The organism is Methylocaldum gracile (assembly GCF_053646815.1).
In genome coordinates this window covers 2,796,949-2,820,697 of record NZ_CM132196.1, presented here as the reverse complement: position 1 = coordinate 2,820,697, position 23,749 = coordinate 2,796,949, and the positions used below count along the sequence as shown (strand labels likewise).

At 57.5% G+C, this 23,749-nt stretch carries 20 protein-coding genes; 5 read left to right on the top strand and 15 right to left on the bottom strand.

From position 1 onward, the window contains the following. Positions 1-16: 16 nt before the first annotated feature. The 6 genes from asd to ACWJJK_RS12420 form a co-directional block, all read right to left on the bottom strand. Positions 17-916, bottom strand: coding sequence for an archaetidylserine decarboxylase (gene asd, locus ACWJJK_RS12445; protein WP_156881904.1), 900 nt, complete (start codon positions 914-916; stop codon positions 17-19). A 32-nt stretch (positions 917-948) separates the two neighbouring features. After that, entirely contained in the window at positions 949-2,055 is a 1,107-nt protein-coding gene (locus ACWJJK_RS12440) for a pyridoxal-phosphate-dependent aminotransferase family protein (protein WP_240502586.1), read from the bottom strand. Positions 2,056-2,150: 95 nt separating this feature from the next. Beyond that, positions 2,151-3,110, bottom strand: a complete 960-nt coding sequence (locus ACWJJK_RS12435; protein WP_454128123.1) for a hypothetical protein — start codon at positions 3,108-3,110, stop codon at positions 2,151-2,153. 5 nt (positions 3,111-3,115) lie between these two features. After that, on the bottom strand, positions 3,116-4,087 hold the full coding sequence (locus tag ACWJJK_RS12430) for an NAD(P)-dependent oxidoreductase (protein ID WP_156881903.1): 972 nt from the start codon (positions 4,085-4,087) through the stop codon (positions 3,116-3,118). Positions 4,088-4,246: 159 nt separating this feature from the next. Continuing rightward, positions 4,247-5,431 carry an aminotransferase class V-fold PLP-dependent enzyme gene (locus ACWJJK_RS12425; protein ID WP_077731569.1) on the bottom strand — a complete coding sequence of 395 codons (1,185 nt, stop codon included), beginning with the start codon at positions 5,429-5,431 and terminating at the stop codon, positions 4,247-4,249. 368 nt (positions 5,432-5,799) lie between these two features. Beyond that, positions 5,800-6,471: a Bax inhibitor-1/YccA family protein gene (locus tag ACWJJK_RS12420; protein WP_077731568.1), complete on the bottom strand. Its 672-nt coding sequence runs from the start codon at positions 6,469-6,471 to the stop codon at positions 5,800-5,802. Positions 6,472-6,572: 101 nt separating this feature from the next. On the opposite strand from ACWJJK_RS12420, the gene ACWJJK_RS12415 reads away from it, so the two are divergent. The 5 genes from ACWJJK_RS12415 (at position 6,573) to ACWJJK_RS12395 (ending at position 9,951) form a co-directional block, all read left to right on the top strand. Beyond that, a complete protein-coding gene (locus ACWJJK_RS12415; RefSeq protein WP_156881902.1) occupies positions 6,573-7,610 on the top strand; it encodes a M20/M25/M40 family metallo-hydrolase in 1,038 nt (345 codons plus the stop codon). 99 nt (positions 7,611-7,709) lie between these two features. Beyond that, positions 7,710-8,696: a TIM44-like domain-containing protein gene (locus tag ACWJJK_RS12410; RefSeq protein ID WP_156881901.1), complete on the top strand. Its 987-nt coding sequence runs from the start codon at positions 7,710-7,712 to the stop codon at positions 8,694-8,696. A 57-nt stretch (positions 8,697-8,753) separates the two neighbouring features. Further along, positions 8,754-9,254: a TlpA disulfide reductase family protein gene (locus ACWJJK_RS12405; protein ID WP_156881900.1), complete on the top strand. Its 501-nt coding sequence runs from the start codon at positions 8,754-8,756 to the stop codon at positions 9,252-9,254. 3 nt (positions 9,255-9,257) lie between these two features. Further along, entirely contained in the window at positions 9,258-9,680 is a 423-nt protein-coding gene (hemJ, locus tag ACWJJK_RS12400; RefSeq protein WP_077731564.1) for a protoporphyrinogen oxidase HemJ, read from the top strand. Further along, on the top strand, positions 9,619-9,951 hold the full coding sequence (locus ACWJJK_RS12395; RefSeq protein WP_346425852.1) for an FmdB family zinc ribbon protein: 333 nt from the start codon (positions 9,619-9,621) through the stop codon (positions 9,949-9,951). The genes hemJ and ACWJJK_RS12395 overlap by 62 nt, the downstream gene beginning before the upstream one ends. Positions 9,952-10,004: 53 nt before the next feature. Here ACWJJK_RS12395 and lpxH read toward each other — a convergent pair whose 3' ends face one another. From lpxH to ACWJJK_RS12350, 9 genes are all read right to left on the bottom strand, one after another. Beyond that, the gene (gene lpxH / locus ACWJJK_RS12390) at positions 10,005-10,730 is read right to left on the bottom strand and encodes a UDP-2,3-diacylglucosamine diphosphatase (protein WP_086135520.1); all 726 of its coding nucleotides are present in this window, start codon (positions 10,728-10,730) and stop codon (positions 10,005-10,007) included. A gap of 19 nt (positions 10,731-10,749) precedes the next feature. After that, positions 10,750-11,268, bottom strand: a complete 519-nt coding sequence (locus ACWJJK_RS12385) for a peptidylprolyl isomerase (protein WP_205780830.1) — start codon at positions 11,266-11,268, stop codon at positions 10,750-10,752. A gap of 93 nt (positions 11,269-11,361) precedes the next feature. Beyond that, positions 11,362-12,021 (bottom strand): carbonic anhydrase, encoded by a 660-nt coding sequence (locus ACWJJK_RS12380; RefSeq protein WP_077731560.1) that lies wholly within the window; start codon positions 12,019-12,021, stop codon positions 11,362-11,364. Then, positions 11,993-13,621, bottom strand: a complete 1,629-nt coding sequence (locus tag ACWJJK_RS12375) for a SulP family inorganic anion transporter (protein WP_434112535.1) — start codon at positions 13,619-13,621, stop codon at positions 11,993-11,995. The genes ACWJJK_RS12380 and ACWJJK_RS12375 overlap by 29 nt, the downstream gene beginning before the upstream one ends. A gap of 226 nt (positions 13,622-13,847) precedes the next feature. Then, entirely contained in the window at positions 13,848-15,404 is a 1,557-nt protein-coding gene (locus ACWJJK_RS12370; RefSeq protein ID WP_454128122.1) for a complex I subunit 4 family protein, read from the bottom strand. Between the two features lie 277 nt (positions 15,405-15,681). Next, positions 15,682-17,211, bottom strand: coding sequence for a complex I subunit 4 family protein (locus tag ACWJJK_RS12365; RefSeq protein ID WP_086133127.1), 1,530 nt, complete (start codon positions 17,209-17,211; stop codon positions 15,682-15,684). Between the two features lie 7 nt (positions 17,212-17,218). Continuing rightward, on the bottom strand, positions 17,219-18,775 hold the full coding sequence (locus ACWJJK_RS12360) for a proton-conducting transporter transmembrane domain-containing protein (RefSeq protein WP_434112540.1): 1,557 nt from the start codon (positions 18,773-18,775) through the stop codon (positions 17,219-17,221). Beyond that, complete coding sequence (locus tag ACWJJK_RS12355; RefSeq protein WP_454128121.1) at positions 18,768-22,091, bottom strand: DUF2309 domain-containing protein; 3,324 nt, start codon at positions 22,089-22,091, stop codon at positions 18,768-18,770. Before ACWJJK_RS12355 ends, ACWJJK_RS12360 begins: the two co-directional genes overlap by 8 nt. A 10-nt stretch (positions 22,092-22,101) precedes the next feature. Continuing rightward, positions 22,102-23,571 (bottom strand): NADH-quinone oxidoreductase subunit M, encoded by a 1,470-nt coding sequence (locus ACWJJK_RS12350; protein ID WP_156881689.1) that lies wholly within the window; start codon positions 23,569-23,571, stop codon positions 22,102-22,104. Positions 23,572-23,749 lie beyond the last annotated feature (178 nt).

The window sequence follows — 23,749 nt, the reverse complement described above, 5'->3', positions numbered from 1 at the left end:
GATCAGGTATCTGTCTTCACGCGGTCAGTTGCCGGTGGTCGGAACTTTGCGCCGTTTGATGTGTGAGCCTAGCCAAGGATTGTCCCATGCGGACGATACTGTCGGGCACGAGCGATTCTTCCCACTCGACCACGTTATCGCCGAATAGAACGATTATCGTAGATCCCATATTGAAGCGCCCCATTTCCTGGCCGCGGGAAAGGACCGGCGGGCTCTCCGGATAATGCCAGGTTCGTACGGTCGTGCTAGTCGGCGGGGTAACGACGCCATGCCAAACCGTTTCGATGCTGGCGACAAAGATGGCTCCTACGAGGACCAATGCCATAGGCCCGACCTCGGTGTCGAACAGCGCGATAACGCGTTCGTTGCGCGCGAACAGATTCGGGACATTGGCCGTGGTGGCCGCGTTGACGCTGAACAGTTTTCCGGGAACATGGGTCATCTCCTCGAGCGTCCCGTCGAGGGGCATGTGCAGGCGATGATAGTCCCGCGGCGAGAGGTAGATTGTCGCAAACCGGCCGTTGGCGAACAACTCTGCTTGTTCCGCGTGTCCGCCGAGCAACTCGGCCACACTGAAATCTTTTTCCTTGGCCTGGATGATGCGTCCCTCGGTAATCGCTCCGATTTGGCTGACGGTGCCGTCCGCCGGACAGACTACGGCGTCGGGTTCGGGCGCGATGGGGCGGGTCTCCGGTTTGAGCGCGCGGGTGAAGAACTCGTTGAAGCAGCCGTAAGCAGTCGGATCCGGCTCGGCAGCTTGCGCCATATCGACGCCGTACAGCTTGATGAATGAGCGAATCATTGCATCTTTGAAGGCGCTGTTCCGGCACCGGGTTATCGAACCCATCAGCCGCGACAGCATGTGCTGGGGCAGCACATGCTGGCCGAGCGCGAAGAGTTTTTCCGAGGTAGACATAGTGGGATCAATTGGTGCTTGGGGCGAAGGAATCAATAACCCCGCTCGGCAAAAACCTTTTGAGCAGCGGTTACGGCCACTCCGGCGGTAATCGGGGCTTTGGTTTCGGCAAGCACGGCTTCGAGCGCACTCAGGCAAACCAAAACATTCTTCGGCGATGCGCTGAACCCCATGAGTCCGATGCGCCAAATCTTGCCCGCCAGTGCTCCAAGTCCCGCTCCGATTTCGAGGCCGTAACGGTTGAGCAGGGTCGAGCGGACATAAACATCATCGGCACCTTCCGGAATCGTGACCGCGTTGAGCTGGGGCAAGCGAGCCGCTGTCGGCACGATGAAGCGCAGTCCCATCGCCTCGAGACCGGCCTTCAGCGCGGTATGCATGTCCTGGTGCCGTTGCCAGGCATTCTCTAACCCTTCCTCCTGGAGCAGTACCAGAGCCTCATGCAGGCCGTACAGCGCATTGATCGGCGCGGTGTGATGATAGGCTCGTTTGGTACCGCCGCCCCAGTAATTCATCACCAGGCTGAGATCCAGGAACCAGCTTTGCACTTTGGTCTTGCGATTCTTGATGACCTCGATCGCCCGTTGATTGAAACTGACCGGCGAAAGACCAGGCGTGCAGGATAGGCATTTCTGCGAGCCGGAGTAGATGGCGTCGACGTTCCATTCGTCCACTTTTAGCGGAGAACCGCCGAGCGAGGTCACGGCATCCACGATGACCAGGCAGCCATGCTCATGGGCGAGCCGGGCAAGCGTCTCCACGTCCGAGCACGCGCCGGTGGACGTTTCGGCCTGAACGAAGGCTACGATCTTGGCTTCCGGGTGGGCCTTGAGGGCATCGGCTACTTTGTTCGGGTCGACGGGCATGCCCCATTCGTCCTCGACTAGGACGGCCTTGCCGCCGCAACGTTCCACGTTTTCCTTCATCCGACCGCCGAAAACGCCATTTTGGCATACGATCACCGTATCGCCCGGTTCCACGAGGTTGACGAAGCAGGTTTCCATGCCGGCCGAGCCGGGGGCGGAAACCGGCAGAGTCAATTCGCTACTGGTCTTGAAGGCGTAGTGCAGCAAGGCCTTCATTTCATCCATCATGTCGATGAAGCGGGGGTCCAGGTGGCCGATCGTCGGTCGCGCCATGGCCTCCAAAATTCTCGGGTGGACGTCGGACGGGCCAGGGCCCATAAGGGTGCGGACGGGAGGGTGGAAAGATCGGATGCTCATTTTTCGATGTTTTATTTTATATGTACGTGAGTGAATTGATGATGCTCGTCGAGATAAAGAGTGAGGTCGGCGCGGTTCGGCATTTCATCCAGCGTATGCCGCGTGAGACGCTCGTAATGCATGATGAAGCGCCGTAACGCGGCGACGTCCATCAAACGGTGCCGGTTGCTGGGATCGGTATTTTCGGCCAGTTTTTTCTCTTGCAGGCTGCGCCATTCGAAGACGCTGTCCATTCCGGGGACTTTGAGCATGACCAGCCTGTTTAATTCCCCAAAGAGAATCGCGTAGGCGCCTTTGAGCTGATCGTTGACGTAGTGTCGCCACGCGCCGTCGGAATCTTCGCTTTTCTCCAGCTCGTTTACGGGCACGTCAAGCGCATCGTCCGATTGCGGCCGCGTGCCTACACACCAGCCTTCGAAAATAACGACGTCGGGTCGGCCTCGGACAACCGGCCATTCAACCACCGGTTTGCGGTCGTCGCGTGCCTTGTCGAAAGCGGGCAGGGGAGTCAGCGTATCCGCTCCGGCCGTTTTCAAGGCACGAAGAGTTTGGAGCCCGAGGTCGACGTCATGAGTGCCGGGTACACCGCGGGTCAGCAAGAGCGGATGAACTTCGCGCGCCAAGCGCTCGCGTTCGGCCCGCGTTTTATAGATGTCGTCTATGGAGAATCCGGCGACGCGGAAACCGAAGATTTCGGTCAAGACCAACTGGAGAAAGTCGCACAGTGTGGATTTTCCAGATCCCTGGGCTCCGTTGACGCCCAGTACCAGCGTGTCCGCCGATTTTTGCCGGCGCACCCACGCTGCAAGCGGAAGATAAACCGAGGCGAGTCTTGCAGTCAGGCTCTCGTCGATACGGTGAGCGCGCACCCGCTCGGTAAAGACCGGCCGGATGCGCTCCCAAAGTTCGTCGTACTCGGCTGGCGCGAGTATTCCGGCAGGCCAGAACGAGTTCGTTTCGGCGGCGGACACGACGTTCAGGCCACCTTGTCCCGCGGCGTTTGTCCGGCAAAGAAGGCCGTGACGTTTTCGATGACCCGCATGCCCATGGCCTCGCGGGTTTCAAGCGTGGCGCTGCCCAAGTGCGGCAACAAGGCGACATTGTCCAGCTCGAGGAACCCTTTGTTCAAATTCGGCTCTCCTTCGAACACGTCCAGGCCGGCGCCCTTGATGGTTTTTTTCTTCAAGGCATCGATCAAAGCTGCGTTGTCGACCACGTCGCCGCGAGCGGTGTTAATGAGGTAAGCCGCGGGCTTCATCAATGCGAGGCGTTCGGCGTTGATGAGGTGGCGGTTTTCCTTGCTTCCGGGGCAATGCAGGGCAACGAAATCGGCCCGGCGCAGCACCTCTTCGATGGTGCTGCATTGTTCGGCGTCAAAAGACTTGACGACTTCAGGGGCGGGCGGATAAGGATCGAAAAAGATGATCGGCATGTCGAAACCGAAATGCGCTTTCTTCGCCATCGCTCGGGCAATGCGCCCGAAACCGATCAGGCCGAGGGTCTTGCCGGTGACCTTGGTGCCCATCATGTGCGTGGGGTGCCAGCCGGTCCATTCGCCGCTGCGCACATGGCGCTCGCCCTCGCCGCCGCGCCGGGCGGCCATCAGCATCAGCAACATGGCGATGTCGGCGGTGCAGTCGGTGAGGACGTCGGGGGTGTTGGTGACGGTGATGCCGCGCGCCTTGGCCGCCTCAATGTCGATATGGTTGAAACCCACGCCGAAGTTGCCGAGGATCTTGCAACGCAAAGGTTCGGCACTCAACACATCGGCCGTGATCGGGTCGGTCACCGTCGGCATGACCACATCGTAATTGCGCAGGGCATCTTTCAATTCCTCCGCGGTCATCGGATGGTTGTCGGTGTTGAAAGTGACGTCGAACAGTTCTTGAAGCTTGGTTTCGCAAGCTTCGGGCCAGTGGCGGGTGACTAAGGCTTTGGGTTTGCTCATGGTGCAGGCTCCAAATTACGTAAGGTGGGCAATACCCACCTTACTCGGATTTCGTGCCCTCTGCCCTGGAAGACGTTGCGCGAGTCAGCCGGATCATTCCAGCCTGTCTCAAGCTGTTGCGGCTCCCCCGGGGCGAGCGAGGTCGAGGCGAAGGCTCGGTCAGCGCGGCTTGACGGCCGGCGCCGTTTCGCGCCAGTACTCGCAGGCCGCTGCGATACCGCTGCCCGGCGTCACTTGGATGCCGGTGTCGCGCATGGCCATTTCGGCGCCCGCGATTGCGCTGCACAGCATCAGTTCGTTGAGATCGCCCAGGTGACCGATGCGGAACACTTTGCCCATGACCTCGCTCAAGCCGGCGCCGAGGGAAAGATTGTAGCGGTGATACGCATAATGCATGACGTCGCGGGCATCGTAGCCTTGCGGAACGACGATGGCGGAAACGGTGTTCGAGTACCATTTCGGATCACGGGCACACAACTCCAGTCCCCAGGCTTTAACCGCGCGACGCACCCCTTCGGCAAGCCGGTGGTGGCGGGCAAAGACGTTTTGGAGCCCTTCTTCGAGCAGCAGGTCGATGGATTTGCGCAGACCGTAGAGCAATGGGATCGACGGTGTATACGGGAAATAACCGCCGGCGTTGTGCGTCATCTGATCCTGAATGTCCAAAAAACAGCGACGGCTCTTGGCGCTTTGGCGCGCATCCAGGGCTTTCTGGCTGAAGCATAGCAAGGCCAGACCAGCGGGCAGCATGAAGCCTTTCTGTGAACCGGCAAGACCGATATCTATGCCCCATTCGTCCATACGGAAGTCGATGCTGGCGATCGAACTGACCCCGTCCACGAAAAACATGGCCGAATGCCCGGCCGCATCCAAGGCTTTGCGTACGCCCGCCAGATCGTTGGTGACGCCAGTGGCGGTTTCGTTATGGCAAATCAGGAGGGCCTTAATGTCCTGATTTGTATCCGCTTTGAGCCGCGCTTCCAAGCGATCCAAAGGTATGCCTTCACCCCAGGGGATTTCCTCATGCTCTACATCGAAGCCGAGGCGGCGTGCCATATCGATCCACAAGTGGCTGAACTGGCCGAAGCGATAAGCCAGAACTTTATCGCCGGGAGATAAGGTGTTGGTCAGGGCGATTTCCCAGCCGGCCGTACCGGTGGCGGGAAAAATGAAGCATTGGCCTTTTTCGGTTTGGAAGATCTTTTTGAGATCTTCCAATAATGGCTTAACCAGCTCCGGAAAATCGGGGCGCCGGTGATCTTCCATCGGCACATGCATGGCGCTCAGGATAGAGTCCGGAATATTGGTGGGACCGGGAACGTAAAGATGAGTTCGACCTGGCATTAATTTCACCTTATGGAACGTGGTTACCTTGGAACGGCGCGAAAACGCGCTGGAGCTCAAAACCGGCTATGGACTGCAGAAGACCGCCCAAAAACAGCCCGTAATCATGCCACAGGGGAGAAGCTGTCTTCAAGGTAAGCCCCGTTTGCCGAGATGGGGGCTATGGTGCTCGGCTCATTCAATAACGATTAGTGATTAGAGTGGACTTGCGGAAAACCCTTCTTCACACCGGAATAGAAGTGAGGGTTGAACCAGGATCGAGTGAGCCGAGGACTCGGTCCGTTTCGGGGACTGATCGCGATCCAATCGGACCCGAATGCCGGAGCGGGAAAAGGCCCGCTCCGAGCGTTTTCGACGAGAATCGGACCTTATTCGTCGCCGCTAAAAACACCTAGCAGGTGCAGGAGACTGGTAAACAGATTGAAGATCGACACATACAGGGTCACTGTGGCGAGAATGTAGTTACGCTCGCCGCCGTGCACGATTTCGCTGGTCTGGTAAAGAATGAGACCGGCCATCAAAACAATGAACATTGCCGACACGGCGATCTGGAGTCCCGGCATATGAAAGAAGAGCGCAGCCAGTGCGGCGAGGAACGCGACCAGGATGCCGGCGGTAAGCATGCCGCCCAGGAAACTGAAGTCCTTCCTCGTGGTCAGGGCGTAGGCCGACAGCCCAAGGAAAATCGCTCCGGTGCCCCCAAGGGCGGTCATCACCAGTTGCGGGCCATTACCGATCTGGGTCAGATATATATTGAGAATCGGCCCGAGGGTCAGCCCCATGAAGCCGGTAAGGGCAAATACGAAGACAAGCCCGAGGGCGCTGTTCTGAAACTTGGAAACCAGGAACAGCAAGCCGAAGTATCCGATTAACGTCACAATCACTCCGGGGTGGGGTAGCTCCAGAGCCATCGACAAGCCCGCCGTGAATGCGCTGAAGGTCAGCGTCATGGCCAGCAAAGCATAAGTGTTGCGTAGGACTTTGTTGGTTTCCAATACGCCGGCGGAAGCGCGAGCGTAGGCCGGATTGATTTGATTCATAATGATCTCCTTTGCTTAGGACATAATCGGGCAATTGGACCAGGAAATGGTACAGTAGTTTTTCTTGCGCGTGTAATGGTTTGAGCTAGACGGGGTTTTTCATGCGGGAGCCATTTCGAGACCGACTTTTCCGCCTCATCTCAGATCTCGTTCTTTGTCATTCGCCAAGCGGCAAGGAACAGGAAATAGACGCGTTCATCCTATCGTGGCTCGAGTCTATCGGCGTCGAGGCGAGCCAAGATGATGCCGGCAATATCATCGCGAGCGTTCGGGGAACGAACTCTGCTCGCGTCCTCGCCATTACCGCACACAAGGACGAGATCGGCGGCATCGTGAAGCGTGTGAGAGAAGACGGCAAGGTGGAGGTCCGGAAGCTCGGCGGTACTTTCCCATGGGTCTATGGGGAAGGGGTTGTGGATTTACTCGGCGACAGCTTAACGATTCCGGCGATCCTGAGTTTCGGTTCCCGGCATGTATGCCGTGAATCGCCTCAAAAGGCATACGAGGAAGACAAGCCGCCGAAATGGGATACCGTTTGGCTGGATGCCAAACTGAGCAAATCGGAACTCACAGAAGCGGGGGTGCGTCCGGGAACGCGGATGGTTATCGGCAAACATCGGAAAGCGCCATTCCGGATGGGGGATTATCTCGCCAGTTACGCCTTGGACAACAAGGCCGCCGTTGCAATTCTTTTACTGCTGGCCGAGACCGTGAAGAGCCCAGTATCGGATTTGGATCTGGTTTTTTCCGCGCAGGAGGAGGTGGGAGCCATCGGAGCGCTCTATTACACCCGGCAGAAACGAGTCGACGAGCTGATTGCCGTCGAGATTGCCCCGAAATCGGCGGAGTATCCCATCGAAAGCGACGAAGAGCCCGTACTTTTGTCTCAGGATGGCTATGGCATGTATGATGAGACGTTGAATCGACGTCTTGCTGAGGCCGCGCGTAAGACGGGCGTGTCCGTGCAATACGCGGTGTTGAGCCAATTCGGCAGCGATGCGTCGGTGGCGATGAAAACTGGGCACGTGCCGAAAGGCGCATGCCTCGGGTTTCCCGCAGATAACACTCATGGATACGAAATCGCTCATTTAGGAGCGCTGGAAGCCTGTTATCAATTATTGCAAACCTACTTATCCTGAGATTATCTAATGCCCACCTTGGGTTCAAAGGTTGATTTTTGAATATTCGTTGCCATATAACAGGCATATCCGATTCTTGACTACAGACGTGGGTTATCGATGAAGAAACGTACTGGATTGGTTTTGAGCGTATTGATCGGGCTGTCCTTGGCGCTGTCCGGAATGGGCGACGCTTACGCCAAGCGCATGGGCGGCGGTAAGTCGTTCGGCAGCCGGCCGTCCTACAGCACGCCCTATAAACGCTCTACCGATATGACGCAATCCGCTTCTCCGGCTCAGCAACAAGCCTACCAATCGCCGGCCCAAAGGAACCAGGCGGCGCGCGAAGCGATGTCGCGACGGGGCGGGCTCATGGGAATGCTGGGTGGCCTGGCCTTGGGCGGTTTATTGGGCGCTCTCCTGTTCGGCGGGGCCTTCGAGCATCTCAACTTCCTGGACATTCTGGTGTTTGCGCTGATCGCATTCATGCTGTTCAAGTTTTTCGCCGCTCGGAGGCGAACCGAATCGAGCGAACCGGCAGCGGCAGGAGGATATTATTCGGGGACGGACTCGGCTCGGAATCCGGAATCCGATCACGCTTACCGGCGTCAGGCCGATTCCGGACAGGCGAGCAATTCGGGGTTCGATACGGACGTTCTGTTCGGAAAAGGGCGAGGTGCTTCGTCTTCAGGGCAAACTGCCGGCACGGCCGGACAACCCAATTCGGTTCCGACGGATTTCGATTCGGCCGGTTTTCTTTCCGGCGCAAGAGCGGCCTACGAGACGATGCAGAAAGCGTGGGACGAGGGAGACTTGGCGCAGTTAAGGGCTTTGACCACCGACAAGGTATTCGGCGAGCTTCAGGATCAATTGAGAGCTCGCGGAACCGAGAGCAACAGGACGGAACTGCTCAAGGTCGACGTGGAACTTCTCGAGGTGCGTGACCTCGGCTCAGACCGCGAGGCAACCGTACTGTTTGATGTGATCATACGTGAGTCTCCCGAGGAAAGACCTACGCAAGTGCGCGAAGTTTGGCACTTCGTACGTCCGAAACACAGCCGTCAACCGACCTGGTTTCTGGATGGAATTCAGCAGTTGGAAGACTGAGCAGAGTTGGGTTAAAGCGGGGGGAAGATAAAGCTTTGTCTTCCCTCCGGTCAGCTCATGAATAAAGCCAAATTTTGGCTCATGGCGTTCGCCATCGTAACGATGGCAAGCCTCGGCCTGTATCGATGGGGTTTCGAACGAACCGCCCCGGATGCGGAGTTCGTCACGATCAAGGGCGAGCACATTCAGATGCGGGAGCTCCGCGGTCATCCGGTGTTGGTGACATTCTGGGCCAGCGACTGCCGGGCGTGCATCGAGGAAATGCCCGAACTGGCCGAGTTATATCAACAGCTTTCCGCGCGAGGTTTCAAATTGATCTCGGTCGCTATGCCTTATGACGTTCCAAGCCGGGTTTTAAGCTTGGTCGAGGCGAAACAGCTGCCTTATCCCGTGGCCCTTGATCCACTCGGGCATCTGGCGGAAACATTCGATCAGGTCCGATTGGTTCCCAATAGCTTCTTGATTTCTCCTGACGGCCGGATTGTTATGCACCAACTGGGACGAATCGATGCCCGGAATCTCCGTGAGCGAGTCGAGCGGATGCTTGGAGAAGTGTAAACGATGTGGCTGAAAGCCTTTCATCTCATCTTCATGGTGACTTGGTTCGCCGGTTTGTTTTATCTTCCCCGGTTGTTCGTCTACCACACGATGAGTGCCGATGCCGTCAGCGTCGAGCGGTTCAAGATCATGGAACGTAAACTCTACTTTGGGATCATGACTCCCGGAATGATTTTGACGCTCGTGTTCGGCTTATGGATGCTCCACGACTATGCTTGGGAAGACTACGGTGACAGCGGCTGGCTTCGCGTTAAACTGTTCCTGATCGGATTGTTGGTGGGTTATCATGCTTTGTGCGGAAAATGGCTGCGTGATCTGAAATATGACCGTAATGGTCACAGCCATATTTTTTTCCGCTGGATGAATGAAGTGCCGGTCTTGTTCTTATTCGCGATCGTGCTTCTGGCGACGCTCAAGCCGTTCTGATCTCCCCTGTCCGCTTGTCGAAACAACTATTTTGCCGATTCTTGTCGAGGATAATTACATGCCAACTTACGACTATCAGTGCGAAGCCTGCAAACATGAGTTCACCGCCATGCACAAAATCAGCGAGGCACCACCGAAGTGCCCTGATTGCGGCGGCGACGTCCGGAAAAAATTATCGGCTCCCGCGGTACACGGCAGTGGTGCTCGGAAAGAGTCTGCCATCAGTCCGGGACATGGTTGTGGGGCAGGGGCATGTGGATGTAAACACTAATGGGAGAGCAAAACCGGATTGCACGCCTTTCCAGGGACGGAAAGCGAAGCTTGCTACTCAATTGCTTCCGTACGGAAACCTTCCTGACTCCAGCATAAGACCGTTTCGCCATTTCCCCACTCGGGCAGGACGAAGCGCCGACATCGCTTATTCTCGATCTCGAACTCATGAACAGCGGGGCGGTGGGTGTGGCCGTGAATCAATCGATCCACGCCATAACGGCTCATGGTTTCTCTCACTGCTTCCGGGTTGACGTCCATGATCTCCGCCGTTTTGCCGCGCTTATCAAGCCCGCTCTTGAAGCGGTACCAGCGCGCATACATGCGGCGCAGCCAAAGCGGCTTCGATAGCGCCGCTTGTTTCCATGCGTCGGTGCGGATGCGTTCTCGAGCCCTCTGATACTGAACATCGTCGGTGCACAGGAGATCTCCGTGGGTAATCAACGTGGACACCCCGAAGAGATCGATGACCTCGTAATCGGCAAGCAAGCGGATGCCGGTTTCCCGAGCGAAGCTTTCGCCGAGCAGAAAATCGCGGTTACCGTGCTGGAAGTACACTTTGATGCCGGAGTCCGTAAGCTGCCTGAACGCGGACTTGACCTCCCGGTTAGGGGAGAAGTTGTCGTCGTCACCGAGATAGGCGTCGAAAAGGTCTCCGAGGACGTACAGCCGCTCGGCATCTGATGCGCGGCGTTTCAGAAACCGCAAGAAACGCTGTGTAATTTCCGGTCGTGTAACGCTGAGATGCAGATCGGAGATGAACAGCGTTTCGTTTTTCAAGGAAGATGGCTTCGTCTGTCTATTGACCGACGATGGTCGCTTTCTCGATGATGATGGGTGTTTGCGGCACATCCGATGCCATCGGGCCGCCGGAGCCCGTCGGAATTTTTGCCATCTTGTCGACGACGTCCATGCCTTCGGTGACCTCACCGAATACGGAATAACCCCATCCTTGCGGTGTGGCGCTCTTGTAATCCAAGAACGCATTGTCGACAAAATTGATGAAGAATTGAGACGTGGCGGAATGGGGATCCGGAGTACGGGCCATGGCTATCGTTCCGCGCTTGTTTTTAAGTCCATTATCGGCCTCGTTCTTGATTGCCGGGCGCGTGGGTTTCTGCTTGAAATCCTCGGTGTAACCACCGCCTTGAGCCATGAAGTTCGGTATGACTCTGTGGAAGATGGTACCGTCATAATGCCCCTCTTTGACATACGTCAAAAAGTTCTCGACCGTGGCGGGGGCTTTAGCTGAATCCAGCGTTAGAACGACATCCCCGAGATTGGTCTCCAACCGGACTTGAGGGGCGGGTTGATTCATTTTTGGTTTCTCCGCTGCAATGGATGATAAGGCAAAGCCGAAAAGACAAACGAAAACGATCTTGGCGAGCTTCATAGTATATCGCGTTGATGGTTAGGGTTCTTTCGCGGCGCTAATTTCCGGGTCTTGTTTATAAATTGGATCGAGCGAGCTGTCAGCCTCAAGGGAGGCGATTTCCTTAATGATACCGTCATTCAACCCGTAAACCCATCCGTGGAGATCCGGACGATCGCCGGCTCGCCACGCTCGCTGAATGACCGAGGTCTGCGCCAGGTTGTGAACCTGTTCGATGACATTGAGTTCGACCAGTCGGTTGTGACGCGCGTCCTCCGAATTTTCAGCATCGATGTTCTCTCGGTGCAGACGATGGATGTCCTTGATGTATTTGAGCCACTTGTTCATGAACAAGTGGTCGGGATGCGGTTTTCCCATCGCTGCTTTGATGCTGCCACAGCCGTAATGCCCGCAAACGATGATGTGCTTCACCTTTAGAAAATCGACGGCATATTCGAGCGCGGCCAGGAAATTCATATCCATGATCGCCACTTGGTTGGCTATGTTCCGATGAACGAAAATTTCACCGGGCTCGGTTTGTGTCACCTGGTCGGCATGCACGCGGCTGTCGGAACACCCGATCCAGAACACGTCCGGATTCCGTGGCTGCCGTAGTTTGTCGAAAAATTCCGGATCGTGAGCGGCTTTCTCCTGAGCCCAAGCCTTATTTTCAAGCAGCAGCCTTTCGAGCGGTTTCATAATTTTCTCCGGTTACAGTTTGCTGTTTATCGGTGGTAGAGGCGCGCTGCGTCGCGATGCCGTGCGTGCCGTTGAGGTTTTTCAATTCCACGGTGATGTTGTCGTCCGAGGCGGCGGCCACGAAGTCGTGGATGGTTTCGAGGATGTCCTGATCGATGAATTGCGCCCGCGTGGCATCGATGATGACATACCCGTTTTCGCCCACCCGGTTCAGATACTCCCGCAACAGCGCCTTGTTGAGAAAAGACACATCCTTGTGCAAGCGCAAGAGATAATTGTTGCCGTGCTGGGTCAGGGTGATCGCCGCCTGGAAGTTGGTTCTAATGACGTAATAGAGACCGACGACCATGCCGACCGCGATGCCCTTCAAGAGATCGGTCGCGAGGATCGCGACGATGGTGACCACGAACGGAATGATCTGGCTCGCCCCCTTGGCGTACATCTCCTTGAACAGCTTGGGTTTGGCCAGCTTGTAGCCGGTCAGGAGCAGGATCGCCGCCAAACAGGCCAAGGGAATCAGGTTCAAGTAGCGGGTGATGAACATCACGCTCAACAGCAGCAAAACGCCATGGATGAAGCAGGCCATCTTGGTGCGGCCGCCCGCGTTCACGTTGGCGGAACTCCGGACGATCACCGCCGTCATCGGCAAGCCGCCGATCAAGCCGCTGAGCAGATTGCCGAGCCCTTGGGCCTTCAGTTCGCGATTGGTCGGGGCGATGCGTTTCAAGGGGTCGATCTTGTCCGCCGCTTCGAGGCTCAGGAGCGTCTCGAGGCTCGCGATGATGGCGATGGTGACCGCCACCGTGTACACCTCGGGATTGGCCCACTGGCTGAAATCGGGCAGGGTGAACTGCTGGAAGAAGCCCGCGACGCCCTGAATCTCCGGGAGGCTCACCAGGTGCTCCTTCGCGATCGCGAAGGCCGGTAGGAAGTGTTGCGAGAGCAGATTGAACGCCACCCCCCAGAGGACCGCGACCAGGGGACCGGGGATCAGGGATAAAACCGCATTCTGTTTGAAGAGGCGGGTCTCCCACAAGAGCATGATGCCGATGGCGACCGTGCTCACGATCACCGCGCCGGGCGAAATCGCTTCGAGCGAATAGGCGAGTTCGGAGAAGGTCGTGTGGCCGTCGGCCTGGACATAGGCTTCATTGCCCTCGAAATCGGCGTCGTAGCCGACCGCGTGCGGGATTTGCTTGAGGATCAGGATCAGGCCGATGGCGGCCAGCATGCCCTTGATCACGGCCGAGGGGAAGTAGGCGCCGATGACCCCGGCCTGGAGAAAGCCCAGGAGCAGTTGCAGCCCGCCGGCGAGGACGACGCTCAGCAAAAAGACTTGGAAGCTGCCCAGCTTGTCGATGGCGTTGAACACGATCACGGTGAGCCCCGCGGCCGGGCCGCTGACGCTCAGCTGCGAGCCGCTGGCCCAGGCGACCACCACGCCGCCGACGATGCCCGCGATGATGCCGGCGAACAGCGGGGCGCCCGAGGCGAGCGCGATCCCCAGGCACAGCGGCAGGGCGACCAGGAAGACGACGACGCCCGCCGGAATGTCGTTCCGCAGATGACTGACATAGTAATTGATGTGTTTGCGTACCATAAAATTAATACCCGCTTAATAAGGTTGCATGGCTCGCCGAGCCATGTGGATGCCTTTCCAAAAAAGCTCGTTAACGTTCTTATTCGATAAATCGGATATAAGTCCTTGTATTAAAATCCGATTTGACGATCGAGCTTTGGCCTAGTGGCCGCCGGACGAAGCATTAATCTATAACAGGTATCGAATCGACACAAACAATTTCCTTAACCGGAATTTTCGATTTCACTCAAGGACTGGATCTTGTTGTTTGGAATTTTTCGGATAAGTCGGCATATGCCGAAGGGCCGGTTGCAGCATTGATCCGCGCAACCCACGCTGTCACAGCGGTGCTGCTGGTACTCGTAATCATGCTAGGCACCAGTCCTCCCAAGAGGATCAAGGCGATCAGCAGGATTGCCAGCCCCGATTCGCGCGGACGCAAATCGGAAGCGGTGCGTACAGCCGTTAGTTTAACAGGCCCCCAGAACGCCCGCTGAAAGAAGCCGAGGAAATAGGCCGCACCTAGAATCACTCCCAATAACACAGCGAGACCGGTACCCACGTGAGCCTGGAATGCGCCGATAATGATCAGATGCTCCGCGGCGAAACCATTGGTGCCGGGCACGCCCATCGCGGCGATTCCGAAAAGAAAGAAGAAGGTCGTGAGCAAAGGCATCGATCGGGCTAACCCGCCCAAATTGGCAAGTTCGGTCGAGCCCAGGCGATGATGGAGAAACCCGGCCAGCAGGAATATGCCGCCGGATACGGTCGCAAAGTTGATCAACTGAAACAGGGCACCCTGAACCCCCTGTGGGTTCAGGGTGGCAAGGCCGATGACCACGAAGCCCGCGTGACTGATGCTGGCGTAGGCAAGCAAGCGGCGGAGATTGGTTTGCTTCAGCGCGATCAGCGCGCCGTACAAAACCCCGACGGTGCCCAAGGCCGTCAAGATCCAGATGTATTCGCCGGCTGCATCGGGAACCAAGGGAATGGCGAATCGCATCATGCCGTAAAGTCCGAGCTTGAGCCCGGTAATCAGGGCCGAAACGCCCGCAGGCCCTTCCATTGCAACCGTCGGCAGCCAGGTGTGAAACGGAAACAGAGGCGCTTTGACGGCGAAGCCCAGGAATAGAAGCAGAAACACCGCGGTGCGCAGCTCTTCGGAAACCGGCACGTGGAGCAGCGTCAGATAGTCGAAGGAAAGTCCGCGCGGCGCAGAGCTCCCCATTTGCTCGGCATGGTTCAGCGCCAAGAGGATGATTCCGAACAACAGGGGAAAACCGCCCGCCAGCATGAAAAGCGTGTACTTGCTGGCGGCATAACGTCGTTGCGGCCCGATTCCCCACAAACTCACCAGGAAAAAGATGGGAATGAGCGTAAGCTCCCAGAATAGAAAGAACAGTGCCAGATCGAGAGCGCAGAACACGCCCAGCGTGGCGCTTTCCAGAAGGAGTGTGAGCGCGAGATAGAGCCTTACCTGAGTTTGGACCTGTGTCCAGGTCGCCGCGATCACAGCAAAGGTCAAAAGCGCCGTGAGAAGCGGAAACAGAATCGACAGACCGTCAAGGCCGACGACGTATGAAATGTTGAGGCTCGGTATCCAGACGACTCGCTCGATCAGTTGCATTCTCGCCGAGCTGAAGTCGAAAAGACCGAGCAGGGACAAGGACAAGAGCAGTTCCGCGAGAGACACCGCTAGTCCGAACCGACGGGAGGATGCCGGATCTCGAAAAAAAAACAACAAACCGGCCGCGGCCAGCGGAAGAAATATCAGAATGGTCAGAATCGGAAAATCGGCGGTCATCACTTTGTCTCCGGGCGGCGTAAGCCGACGATTAAACCTGGAAACGGCAGTTGGACGCATCCGAGTGTGCGGTTGGCGGGTCGGCCGGCAAGCCTGTCCTGAGCCCCGTCGAAAGGGCGCGACGGCGCCGTCAGGCGGCCCGATAGCCGTGCAATCGAGTGCGTAGCGGCCTCACCCAAGCGGTGAAGCGGATAAGAGGTATAGCAGTTGAGATTCAACGAGCTTTTCTGGTGCATCGAAGCGGTTAATTGCCGTTGTTAGGTTAAATAATTCAAAGTCACTGTTTCTTCTGTTCCAAACGCTCGAAGCGTTGAGCCAATTCACTTACGGATTCGTTGACCATCTGAACCCAAGGCTCGGTGTAAAAACCGACACCCAACAAAACAGCGCAGACGACGCCGTTAAGCGTCACCTCGGGAACGGTGAGCCTGGTTTTCTGGCGATGTAACGCCGATTTTTTGCGCTGGGCCAGGAAGGCGCGCTGGAAGGCCCATAACAGAAATGCCGCGGCCAGGACGTTGCCTGTGGCTACGGCAATCGTGACTCCCCAGTCATGAGCTTCGATTGATCCCTCCAGAAGAAGATGGGCAGCGTCGAAACCGGGAGTCCCTGGCATCGCCATGGTGCTCAATGCGGAGACCAGGAACGTGATACCCAATAGCGGCATGAGATCGAACAGTCCTCCGAGACGTGGCAGCAGGGAGCTTCCGGCGCGACGAAACATCAAGCCGGTGGCAAATAGCAGCCCGCTAGCCGCGATGCTGAAATTCACCGACAGCAGCAAGCTGCCCGCGAACCCCTCCGAGTTCAGGCAGAATACGCCTACCACCAGCATGCCGGTATGGCTGACCGCCGCGAAGGCCAAGAGCCGCCTCAGATTCAACTGCATCAGCGCCATCAGCGCACCGTAGAACATGCCCGCCAACGCCAGAACGATAACAGCCGGCTTCAGGGTTTGGACCGCATCAGGCAATAGCGGCAGCACGAAGCGCAATAATCCGTAGATACCGACTTTCGCTCCGATCACAAATACGCCTATGGTGGCCAGGGTTCCATGTTGAGAAACCTGGGGCAACCAGGCATGAAAAGGAAATTGCGCCATCCGTACGGCCAAGCCGTAAAAGAGAAGTACGAAAGCCGCGGATTGGGCCGCAGGGGAAACCGGCGTTTCGAGCAGGTTTCCGAGCGCGAAAGTCCATTCACCGGCGGCTCGGGCGTGATTCCACCCTAAGATCAAAATGCCGAGAAATAGCATCAGCAAGCCGGTGAACATGAATTGGGTATAAAGCCGGGTCGTTTTGGGAGCTTCCGCGGAAGCGGTACTCCACCGGAGCAGGATGAACGAAACCGGTACGAGTTCGAGACAGCTCAGTAACCAAAACTGGAGCAGATCGACGGTGAAGAAAAGCGCCGTGAGCACGGCCTGGAAACCGAACAGACTGGCGACGTACAGCCCTGGCGACCGACGTTCCGGCGTAATTTCCCCATACAGCATTAACAGAAAGCTCAACAGCGACGTGACGAACACGAACAGTATGCTGAGGCCATCGACACCAAGGTGATAATGAAGGAACGGCAGCAGCGCAAAGTCTTCGGCGAACTGCAAGTGAGTGGCGCTCGAATCGAAGGCTATCAACAGATAAACCGTTAGAGCGAGTTCGAGGCCGGAGCCGGCTAGCCCGATAAAAAACGAACGCTGCTGCGACTGGGCGAGATAAGCGGCGCCCATTGCAATCAACGGCAGAAAGATCATCGTGCTGAGGATAGGAAAGGCGGATTGCGTCGCCCAGTTGATTTCACCGACCATAGGGTTCTCACACAGTTGCTAGCAGGGTGAAAAGGACGAAAAGAATCAGATAGCGCGGTTGAGCCAGGATGGATTCCAGGCGGTTGAACCGCATGCCGAGACGGCGTCCCAGGGTCACGAGGTCCATACCCAAACCTTGTAAGACCAGGCGCTCTTCGAACCAGTGGAATGCGGAAGCGAAAAGATCGGTCACGATTCCGAGCACACCGCCGACCCGGCGTTCATTGGCGCCATAACCGGCGCCGAGCCGATGTTCCTCCCGCTCGGCCAACGCAGACAGTCCCCGCATGGCGGGCGCGGGCAGTCCGACGATTTCTTCCACGACACGGCGGTCGAAAACGTTCAAATCGGCGGCGAAGCGAGCTATTGGCTTGACGAGGGCTTGATGGCCGAAATGTTCCAGCCAAAAACGCTGTAACGAGGCCGTGTAGAGCCAGCGAGAACGACCCGCGAACTCCGGAACGGGCCGGGTCGGCTGACCGAAAATGCGATGCATTAGTGCCGGCGCGGTCAGGAATTGGTAGCCGCGTAACATCGTATGAGCAGCTAGATGCCAAGCCGCCAATTGCCACCAGCCGAGGCCACAAGCCAAAAACATCAGGCCGACCTGTGCGGTGGTGGAGAAAATCAGTGCGGACTTGACGTCGGTTTGCGTCAATCCGCATGCGAAACCATAAAGAGCCGTCACCAGGCCCATGGCCGCCATGATGCCCATGGCGGCGGGTGCCGCTTCGAAGACCGGTTGCAGCCGCAACACCAAGAAAACACCCGCATGAATCATCACGGCGCCGTAAAAGATGGCACTGGATGGTGTTGGTCCTTCCATGGCGCGAGCGACCCAGGGCGCCAGAGGCACTTGGGCCGACTTGGCGGCGGCCGCCAGCAGGAAGCAGATAGCCATCAGACCGGCTTGGAGACCATCGAGACTCGCAGCACCTCGGGTAATCTGAGGCCATTCGACGCCGCCGGTCCAAGCGAAAGCCAAGAAAATCCCCAAGGTGAAACCGGCATCGCCGATCCGGTTGGTTACGAAGGCGTAGGTTGCGTTGGCGGAGGCGACCGGCCGGTCATAGGCGTACGCGATGAGTAGATAAGAGCACACCCCGGCCAATTCCCAGCCGATAAAGGTAAAAACGGCGTTGCCGGCCAACACCAGCAACTGCATCGCGCCGGCGAAAAGAGACAGGACGAGAAAAAAACGATGGAAGCCGGCTTCGCGGTGCATGTAATTCACCGAAAATCTGGCAACCATCAGCGAAAACAATGCGAACAGAGATGACAATGCCAGGGCGAGACTAGTCAGTGCAAAGCTGACGTTGACGAGGTAATCGCCACTAGCCAGCCAGGTGCCCAGAACGAGCTGATCCGGGATGAGGTCCACGTGACGGCACCAAAAGACCGCGATCGACACGACAAAAGACACTAGGGTTGCGCCGACTGCGATGGCTGCGGTAGAGCGCTCTCCCGCTTCTCCAGTGATAAATCCCGATATGATGCCAATGCCGATGGTCAAGGCCGCTAAAATCGGCAATCCCGGGATCAGTGTTACCAACCAATCAAGCATAAGAAATCCCCGAAGACTTTTGTTGAATCAATGCCGGCGGCAGTGGTCCCGCGTGTCCGGCATACCAGTCGGGGGAACGCTCGACGATAGGCAAGGGACGAAGCTCCCGATTCCACACCACAAAACCGGCGCCCGGCGTGAACATGGAAATTTCTCCGGTATCCGGATCGATAGCGGACAGAAGCACCCAGCCGTTCCCGATCAGTTCCTGCAATGAGGGCTGACGCTCGTAAATCGCGGTTAAAACTTCCGTTTTGTGCTCCACGACGATTTGCAGCCGCATCGCCTCGTGGATTTCGATCATCTGCCGGGGAAGCCCGGTTCGAAGATCGCTGGCCGCACCCTCCATAACGCCGAAAAGTCCGGTGACGTTATGGGGCACTTTGGTGCCGCAGCCGAAACGCTCGTTGTTCACGGTGGAAAAGTAATACTCGAGGTTGATGCCGGCACCAACGGGGCCCACCGCCAACAATACGCTTTCGAGAACATTGCCGAGGGGGTCCTGAGTCGGATCGTAAGAGATCAGAAATACCCGGCGGTCGAAAAAGCTCCCCTGACTGAAAGAGCGCCTCCCGACGAAGGCGGCGGCATTGGTGGCATGCCCGAGTTCAGGGCGCGCTTGGCTAAAGTCGGTGGCACGCTCGGCGATATGGGCGAGTGCCGTGTCCGGAGTCGGATTGCGCGGAGCGGAGGCAAGTCGCCGGCAACGCTCATGGGCCGAGAGGCGCCTTGCAGCATCCAGATCGTTCTTGAGCTTGCCGAATGCGAGGCGCGAGACTGGAGGGAGATCCGTCAGGTCGAACCAGAGGATGTCTTCATTGCAGGTATTGTGTTCCGCACCGACGAACCAGGTGTCAGCCGGAATGCTTATACCTTTTTCGGCGAGCAACCCGCGCACTTCCGGTCGGTTGGCCATGGCAGCAAAAGCGCGCGCATTGGGTCCTCCGTGGCGTCCGCTGCACGCACCGCAGTCGTAAGCGGCGAGATGCGGATTGTTTTGGCTGATCGATCCGTGTCCCATCAGGACCACCAGCGGAGCAAAGCCATAGGTCAAACCGGTGGCGCGCAAAAATGCCGCCACGCGATCGGCTTGTTCCGAGTCGGTAAAGCCGAGGCGGGGATTTTCCGGGGTTGCGGGAGCACTACCACTTGCCGCGGTAATAAATAACTCGGTGGCTACCTCGGGAACGAGCAGGGCATCCGCTCGTTGAGCAAGAGCGGTTTGCCGAGCGGGGAAAAACACTTTGCCGATCAGCGCCAGCAACACGCCGGGCGAAAGCAGGCCGATCAAAAACTGCGAAGAAACGAGATTCCGGCGGATTTCCTGGTTGAATATCGCGCCGATTCGATGACGAAGGGCTCGGCGCCGATCATGTTTGGTGCACAAATCGTCCTGGCCCTGGCGGGGGACTTCGCGCACCTCGTGTGCTGGCGTGACAACCACAGGACAGAGCGGCGTGACCTTGTCATCGTCGAGAGCGCGCCAGTTGATCGGCACACCGAAAAAGCCGGCGGCGCCCAAGGTTTCGATGCGCGGGTTCAATTCCTCGAGGTGGCGTCGAATGCCTTCCTCGCGGTCGTCGATACAGAAGACCACTTGGGCGTCCGGGCGATCGTCACGCTTCGCCCAGCGGCCCCGGCCACGATTATTGGCGAGGGCATTGAACAGTTCCTCTCGATAACGCCGCTCATAGGCGGAAAGCCAAAGATAACTGCGCTGTGACGGAGATAAATCATCCAGCGCGGCGAGGAGGATTTCACAGGTCTGCAAAGACAGGGCGCGAACGTCATGGCTCGAGACCCCCAAATGCTGAGCCAGACGGAACAAGCGCCAGCCGCTGTTGTAGATGGTCAGCCGTTGAGTTTTTTCCGCGAGCGCGCTGTGCTTCCAGGTAGAAATCATATCCGCTACCGACCACCAGCGCTCTCGATCGAAGTTTCCCGGGCTGGATTCGGCTACCAACTGCTGCGCGCAGTCCGCCAGGTACTCGGGCAGACGGCCCTGGCACAGAGCATGACGCACCAGGAATTCGGACGGATTCCGTTCGAAATAGGCGCGCAGCGACGGCAAGGTGCCGGCGATGCCCCAGATTTCGCGGCATAGTCCTTCGATTGCCAAACGGTCCAGAACCAGTCGGATGGCGAGATAATCCATGAGCGAGGCGGGCGCTTCCCGGTTGGCCTCGTAATCGGGATGGTGCTGCCGCCAATTGATGATGCCCGACCAGCCGGGGAGTTCCAGGGCGAGCCGTTCCAAATAGGTTTCCCAGCGATTCTCCGGGAGTCCGATCCGAATCAGTTCGGCATGCACGGCGTCGACCGCCTGTTCCGGTAAAGCCGACACGGTTTCCCGCCAATCCGGAAAATCGCAGAGACCCAGCGATAGATCGTAGGACGCCGAACGGCGCCATGCCGAGTACAGTCCTTCCCTGCGATCGGCTGCATGCCAGGCGGCCAGTCCTTCGTCCAAATGGGAGGCGCTGAAGCGGATCAGTATCGGACGGACGATGTCGAGCACGTCCCTGCCCGTCAACGCGGCGAGCAGTCCGCGCAATGAGATGCCGCGGCCGACGTCGGCGAAGGCGGATTCCATGAGCGCGTGAGCCTCCGTTCTCATCTTTTGGCGGGCAAGGGTAGTGCTTGCCGCCGCATCGTTCGACGACCGTTTGGTGTGATTCAATAAATTCTCCGCTTGCCGAACGGTGAGATCGGTCAGATCTTCGGGATGCGGGGCTGCCTGCTCCAGTCCGAGGACCGTCAGTCCTGCATCCCACAAGTCGCGGATCAAGCCGGCTTCCTGGAGCGCCTCTGCATTTCCCGTTATTCGCTTGACGGAGTCCATGAGGCGATGGCGCGCCTCGGGGGGAATATCGCTTTGAAACCGGTCGAGCGCCGCCATTTCTTCGATTTGCCAGTTCAATTGGCTCGGCGTTACCGCGTCCACGCCATAAACCATGGCGATGCGATAGACGTCCCGGCGCAGAATCTCTCGATCGCCGATTCGCAGCAGTGCCTCTTCGCCTCCAAGTTCCGGCATTTCGGCAAAGGCGGCAGCGAGATCTTCATCGAGAATGCGGCCTTGGGCATAGAACTTCCGGAACTCTTCCTCGGGCAGGTAGCCTCGGACGCCGGTCAGTCGCTCGACGGATTCCAGGGCCTCTTGAAACGGAAGATGCTGATAACCGTGCAGCGTATTGTGGTGCACGAAATTCAGAATAGGCGCTTGTCCCGGCAACACATGATCGAGGTGGCAGACCGCTTCTTGCAGCCGCCGGCGAACGTCGGGCTTCGAACCTTTCGATTGGGGCGATAGCACGCTGGCCTCCTTAGAAGTTCTTGTGGCTGAAGATCATGCTGAGTTCATTGACGGAAGCGTTCATCAGCTCCACGATGGGGCCCGGCACGAGCCCCAGAGCCATGATGCCGACCGCCAACGTTCCCGCCGCTATCAGTTCGTGGCTGTGCAGATCGCGGACATTCTGCATTTCCGGGCGCATCGGACCGGTGAACAACCGGGCGGCGGTTCGGATGGCGTAGGATGCGCCGATGAGTACCCCTAGACTCGCAAACACCATGACCCAGCCGAAACTCTGAAAGCCCCCGATGATGGCGTGAAGTTCCGCCACGAATCCGGCCGAGCCGGGCAGTCCCATGGACGCGAGAAGCGCTAGAGTGGTGAAGAAGGCGAAGCGTGGAGTCACTTGGACCAGTGAGCTGTAGTCCGAAATTTCCCGGGTGTGAGTGCGTTCGTACAACAGTCCGATCAAGAGAAACAGCGCCCCGGCAATGAGGCCATGGGCGGTCATCTGCAAGACGGCTCCCAGCAATCCGGCTTCATTGAGCGCCGCTATGCCGAGCAGCACGACGCCCATGTGACTGATCGACGAATAGGCGATCATCGCCTTGAGATCGGTTTGCCGCCACGCCAGCAAGGCGCCGTAGACGATGCTGACCAAGGCGATGCCGGCCAGCACGGATTGAAGCGCCGAAGCGGCCTCAGGCAGCATGCCGGTCGCTTTGAGCAAGCCATAGGCGCCCATCTTGAGAAGCGCACCCGACAGTAGAATGCTCACCGGACTCGGCGCTTCAACGTGGGCGAGCGGCAACCAGCCGTGGATGGGGAAAACCGGCATTTTTACGCCGAAGCCGATCAAGAACCCCAGAAAAATCCAGATCTGCTGCTCCCGGGGCAAGCTCCGCGCGGTAGCCAGCATGGATTCCATCGTGGTGGAGTGTTCGGACGATGCGGTGAAAATCATTAATAGGCTGACCAGCATGAACACCGATCCGCCCATCGTGTACAGGACGAAATTGAGGCTCGCCGTATGTTTGCGCTTGCCGCCCCATTGGTCGATGAGAAAAAAGAGCGGTATCAGCGTCAGTTCCCAAAATACGTAGAACAAAGCCCAATCCTGAGCAAGAAAGACGCCGATCATCCCGAATTCGAGGGCGAGAAGCCAGAAATGATATCCCTTGACTCGCGTATTCACGCTTTCCGAGGCCAGCATCGCCACAAGACAGAGCAGAGCCGACAACACGACCATGGGCAGGGAAAAGCCATCGGCGCCGAGAGCGTAGTAACTCCCCAGTTCGGCGTTCCAGGGCAGGCTTTCCGGAAATTGAATCGCCGATGAAGACGTATCGAAATGAAACAAAAGCCAAACGGTCAACATCAGTACGACCACCGACGAGGTTATCGCGGTAGCCCGAATGGAGCGGATTTGCTGCGCCGGCAGAGCCAAAATGGCTAATGCACCGACGACCGGTGTCCAAAGGATCTGACTGAGGATATACATGATCAAACGCTCGTTTTGGCTGGCTGAGGGCCGAGTCTTGTGGTTCGATCAGCCGCGTGCCAGGAACGGTTAGTTGTTTTGGGTCGACACTATAAATGAAAATTTCAGTGGAGGTAAGCTTAACATGCGATATTCATGCAAATGGTCGCTTGATTGAAATGTCATCTAGGCCGCAACT

Excerpts from the sequence above, each read along its gene's own strand:
- asd (WP_156881904.1), bottom strand. The coding sequence starts at position 916 with ATGTCTACCTCGGAAAAACTCTTCGCGCTCGGCCAGCATGTGCTGCCC.
- ACWJJK_RS12440 (WP_240502586.1), bottom strand. The coding sequence starts at position 2,055 with ATGGCGCGACCGACGATCGGCCACCTGGACCCCCGCTTCATCGACATG.
- ACWJJK_RS12430 (WP_156881903.1), bottom strand. The coding sequence starts at position 4,087 with ATGAGCAAACCCAAAGCCTTAGTCACCCGCCACTGGCCCGAAGCTTGC.
- ACWJJK_RS12425 (WP_077731569.1), bottom strand. The coding sequence starts at position 5,431 with ATGCCAGGTCGAACTCATCTTTACGTTCCCGGTCCCACCAATATTCCG.
- ACWJJK_RS12420 (WP_077731568.1), bottom strand. The coding sequence starts at position 6,471 with ATGAATCAAATCAATCCGGCCTACGCTCGCGCTTCCGCCGGCGTATTG.
- ACWJJK_RS12415 (WP_156881902.1), top strand. The coding sequence starts at position 6,573 with ATGCGGGAGCCATTTCGAGACCGACTTTTCCGCCTCATCTCAGATCTC.
- ACWJJK_RS12410 (WP_156881901.1), top strand. The coding sequence starts at position 7,710 with ATGAAGAAACGTACTGGATTGGTTTTGAGCGTATTGATCGGGCTGTCC.
- ACWJJK_RS12405 (WP_156881900.1), top strand. The coding sequence starts at position 8,754 with ATGAATAAAGCCAAATTTTGGCTCATGGCGTTCGCCATCGTAACGATG.
- hemJ (WP_077731564.1), top strand. The coding sequence starts at position 9,258 with ATGTGGCTGAAAGCCTTTCATCTCATCTTCATGGTGACTTGGTTCGCC.
- ACWJJK_RS12395 (WP_346425852.1), top strand. The coding sequence starts at position 9,619 with ATGAAGTGCCGGTCTTGTTCTTATTCGCGATCGTGCTTCTGGCGACGC.
- ACWJJK_RS12385 (WP_205780830.1), bottom strand. The coding sequence starts at position 11,268 with ATGAATCAACCCGCCCCTCAAGTCCGGTTGGAGACCAATCTCGGGGAT.
- ACWJJK_RS12380 (WP_077731560.1), bottom strand. The coding sequence starts at position 12,021 with ATGAAACCGCTCGAAAGGCTGCTGCTTGAAAATAAGGCTTGGGCTCAG.
- ACWJJK_RS12375 (WP_434112535.1), bottom strand. The coding sequence starts at position 13,621 with ATGGTACGCAAACACATCAATTACTATGTCAGTCATCTGCGGAACGAC.
- ACWJJK_RS12370 (WP_454128122.1), bottom strand. The coding sequence starts at position 15,404 with ATGACCGCCGATTTTCCGATTCTGACCATTCTGATATTTCTTCCGCTG.
- ACWJJK_RS12365 (WP_086133127.1), bottom strand. The coding sequence starts at position 17,211 with ATGGTCGGTGAAATCAACTGGGCGACGCAATCCGCCTTTCCTATCCTC.
- ACWJJK_RS12360 (WP_434112540.1), bottom strand. The coding sequence starts at position 18,775 with ATGCTTGATTGGTTGGTAACACTGATCCCGGGATTGCCGATTTTAGCG.
- ACWJJK_RS12350 (WP_156881689.1), bottom strand. The coding sequence starts at position 23,571 with ATGTATATCCTCAGTCAGATCCTTTGGACACCGGTCGTCGGTGCATTA.